Source organism: Granulicatella sp. zg-84 (assembly GCF_010892375.1).
Taxonomy (GTDB): domain Bacteria; phylum Bacillota; class Bacilli; order Lactobacillales; family Aerococcaceae; genus WM01.
Genome location: NZ_WNJX01000055.1, coordinates 1 through 4255 on the forward strand (window position 1 = coordinate 1; position 4255 = coordinate 4255).

Annotated in this window: 4 protein-coding genes; all 4 read right to left on the reverse strand. The window is 28.5% G+C overall.

Annotated elements, in window-relative coordinates; all coding sequences use genetic code 11:
• Positions 1-232 precede the first annotated feature (232 nt).
• The 4 genes from GMA06_RS08135 to GMA06_RS08150 are packed head-to-tail and all read right to left on the reverse strand — an operon-like array spanning position 233 to position 3592.
• Positions 233-946, reverse strand: a complete 714-nt coding sequence (locus GMA06_RS08135) for a hypothetical protein (RefSeq protein ID WP_163562274.1) — start codon at positions 944-946, stop codon at positions 233-235.
• A complete protein-coding gene (locus tag GMA06_RS08140) occupies positions 943-1683 on the reverse strand; it encodes a multidrug ABC transporter permease (RefSeq protein ID WP_163562275.1) in 741 nt (246 codons plus the stop codon). The genes GMA06_RS08135 and GMA06_RS08140 overlap by 4 nt, the downstream gene beginning before the upstream one ends.
• Before the next feature lie 3 nt (positions 1684-1686).
• Positions 1687-2454 (reverse strand): ABC transporter ATP-binding protein, encoded by a 768-nt coding sequence (locus GMA06_RS08145; RefSeq protein ID WP_163562276.1) that lies wholly within the window; start codon positions 2452-2454, stop codon positions 1687-1689.
• Positions 2447-3592, reverse strand: coding sequence for a hypothetical protein (locus tag GMA06_RS08150; RefSeq protein ID WP_163545179.1), 1146 nt, complete (start codon positions 3590-3592; stop codon positions 2447-2449). Before GMA06_RS08150 ends, GMA06_RS08145 begins: the two co-directional genes overlap by 8 nt.
• Between the last annotated feature and the right edge of the window lie 663 nt (positions 3593-4255).

Below are 4255 nucleotides of genomic sequence, written 5' to 3' on the forward strand. Positions count from 1 at the left end.
GAGACATGTATCGTGTACATTTTGGTGAGCCGTACATCACTTTGTGACTTAAAATAAAAAGATAGTGACGTAACATTTGTGACATCACTACCTTTTATGAGTCATCAACCCTATTTGACATAGAGCCAATAAAAAAAGTCAATATTTTTATGTATTTTATCATTATCAATAGTAGAAAAAACAGGTAGTGAATGGTATTAGTCATTCACTACCTGTTTTACCAATAGCATTATTAAAAAATAGAATAACGTTGTCTAGCTATTCTTCTATTGCATTGATATATATAAAGACAGAGTGTTAATATTATCCAAATAGATAGATTGATAAAAATACTTATTACATCTAACTGATTGGTATAAATCATATTTGTAATAGTACTAAAAGGAAGTACATTACTACATAATTGCCATAAAGGTGGATAAGTCGATACAGCACCAACAGATCCTCCTAAAAGCACAATCATACTCGCAACTATATTTGTCCAAAAATATGGATTGTGATATGTCCAAGATAAACAGCTTGCAAATAAACCAAGCACAATACCCGAAACAATACAAAAAGGTGCCAATATTAAAATATAGTATAGAGAAACAATATTTAAACTAGCAAATAATACACCATTTATCACTGCTAATAAATATGCTCCAAAAAAACAAATCAGAAATTGATTTCCCCAATAATAAAAAGAAAATGGGTGATGTACAATGACATATTTATCAATCCCTCTATTCATATTTCCAATAAAGAGTTTGGATACCATATATACAGCCATCGTCCCACTTGATAACACAATGGAAACCGTCATGATTTTAGATGATAATTGATAATTATAGTCTTGCATAATCAGTACCATTAAAAAGGCTTGGAACATTGGTATAATAATGAAGTGAAGCAAAAATGTTCGTAAATGATTAAAATAAGAAAGTGATGTAAGTACAATTTTCATAAGCTTCCCCCAAATTGACCGAATTGTTTTGCTTTTTTGATTAAATAATGAGTTGTATAAAAGCTAATACCAAGCATAATGACAATACTGACAAGGCATTTTAATAAATTGATCCCTGTTAATACTTCTTCTTTTAATAACCAACCAATAGGCATTGAAATTGGTATAATCCACTGCATAATTTGTTTTAAGGGCATAAATAATGTAGGAACAGTGAATAAACCTGATAGTAATAGTATCGGTAAAGAAATCAATTCTTCATAAATAATGGCATTCTTTGTTAAAACAAATACAGAAGCAATGCATAAATCTAAAACAGTTGCACCAAACCAAAGTAAGATTATGAATAATATATCAATTAAAGTAATAACTGGCAAAAATCCTAAAAAAATAGATAATAAAAAAGCAATAGGAAAACTTAATAATCCAAATAAAGCTGCTGGCATAACCAGTGCAACTAAGGAAATATAGTCATCTAGTGGATTATTGATTAAATACACGAATGTTCCTTGCCATTTTTGCATACCTACAACTCCTGCTGCTGTTGTTCCAGATGCCCATAATCCAAAAATTCCTGCTCTTAGCCAAGCAACTTGGTTAACTGTTTCATGTTGAGAATATGCTGCTAAATATTGAAATAAAATCAATGTTGTTGTGCTGGATAAAACCGTCATTAAAAAATAACTATTTTTGCTATACAGTTTTAAATGAAATATAACTAATGATAAAAAACGCATACTCTATCTCCTTTTTAACTGTTCAGCAATAGCTAAATAAGATTCTTCTAATGTTGCCGGTCTATCAATCTTAGTGAGATTAGATAAGCGAATGATGCTCTCCACTGTTCCTTCATGATAAATTTTACCTGCACCAATCAATAAAATACGATCTGATAAAAATTCAATTTCAGACATTGTATGACTTGTTAATAGAATAGCGATTTTCTCTGTTTTAGCAAGATGTTTAATCATTTCCCTTATTGTACGAGCAATTTCCACGTCCAATCCCGTTGTTGGTTCATCTAAAAGAATAATTTTAGGTTTGTTTAAAAGCGCTCTTGCAATATGCAATCGTTGCTTCATTCCTCTTGAAAATTCCCTTACTTTTTTATGTTCAACATCTTTTAATTCTACTAATGTTAATACTCTATTGACTTCATCTTGTACTTGTTTTCTAGCAACTTTCTTCAGATGTGCAAAAAATATTAAATTTTCTCTTGCCGATGCATGACCATAAAATCCTAATTCTCCACCTAATACAACTCCCATAGGAAAGTATTTTCGTGTTTTTTTCGTTAATGTTGTACCATCAATCAAAATAGAACCACTTGTTTGTTCTAAATATCCAGCTATCATTTGTACCAGCGTTGTTTTTCCTGCTCCATTAGGCCCTAAAAGTGCAACTACTTTTCCAGATTCTAATGTAAAAGAAATATCTTCTACAGCTACAAATGTCTCCTTTTTAGTTATAAATTCTTTCCTTAAATGTTGAATATCAATTTTAGTCATATATTCCCCTCTTACTATCACTTTGTTCTAACTTTACTAGTTCTTTCTCTAACTCTCTTACTTTCATCATATTATCTGTTTTATAATATAATACAATCAATAATTGATAGTCAAATACAATTGAATAAAATTCTCCCTCGTTTACATGATAAACTAAAGCTTGTTCTAAAATGGGAATGGCTCTTTTAAAATCTTTATTTAAAAAATAAAAATAGCCTAATGTACCTAATGCTTCTGAGATATAAACGGTAGCATATTTAGATACCATATCAACATTTAACTCTAAAAGATAAATGGCTCTTTTTAACTGCTCTTTTTTTAGAAAAATTTGTGCAAGATTTATATTTATTTGACTTAAATATCGAGCTACTTGATGTTTTTTATTATCAGATATATCTTTGGAATAAAGAAGTGCTTTTGATAATAATTGTGCATTTTTCATGATTAATTCAATATATAAACTTCCCCACATCTCTCGATGTGATTCGAGTAAGAAAAAAGCATATAAATTATTAACAAGTACGGTCATCATCAAATCATCTTGAATATTTGAGTGATTTTCAAGTACAATTTCATTTAAAATACTTTCAACTTTTTTAAAATTTCTAAATCTTTTTAATTCTGAAACAGCCATTCGATGTAATGCTGTCAAACGATTTAGCGTTGATTTTGATACATTTATATTAGATGCTAGCTCAAATAATTGAAGACCTTTTTTATTATTTCTTGCGACTAACACTGTTCCAGAAAAAATACATAATGTGTAATCAGCGTATGCTACTATCTCATCAAATCTATTTAACACACTTATCTCAACAGCTTGATAATCACCTGTTAAAAAAATAACCATATCAATCCAATACGCATATTTTTGTATTGGAATGCATGCTAATTCTTCTACAAGTTCATGAGTAGTAGGTATCTTAATACAATTATCGTGACATACTGTTAACATCATTTTTTGAATACTTTTAAATTCTCTAACACCTAAATCATTTAAATAATAAGGTACAGATCGACGTGGCATGAATGATATATCATTATGTAACACAATAAGTTTAGCAAGACTTATTCTTTCTTTTAAATAAATAGGTATATTTTTCTGATTTAATTGATCTATATATTTACTAATTCTCATGCTAATCTCCATCAGTTTCATGTTCAGGAGCATGATGCCATCCTCTAAAATAAACATTTAATCTTTTTAAAACTTCATCATTCAATTCATAAAATAATTCTTCTAATTGATTTTCCTCCATAATTTCCCTCCTTTCTGTCTTCATGCTCCATTCTACAAAGTTTTTATTCTCTGTCTATAAAAAAAGCCATATTTCTTTTTATAGCTGACAAAATGATTTATTATCAATAATTTTTATATTATATACAGACAAAAAACGGTATATCCCTTCATAAAAGACTTTTTAAATCAATTTTGTTTATTCTATGATGAAATTTGTAAATATTTAGTATAAAACTAAAAAAGAAATGAAAAAATTAAATAAAATATTGTAAATGTCATTAACTCAATAATAAAAGATGTTGATAGAAATAATCCACAGACATCTTTTGAGATAGAACTAAAAAGGCTGTATAATTTTTAGGGTTGATGGCATAAGCCAGCAACCCTAATTTTATGTAGACAAAAAGGCAATTTTCTCTTAAATTAAAAGTACGACCAAATAATAAGGAGAAATTGCCTATGTCTAATATAACAGAAATCTTACTACAATTAAAGGATAAAAACATCACATTTGATCATGAAAACATATCAGAGTGTGACATTCGACATAAAAAATCATTG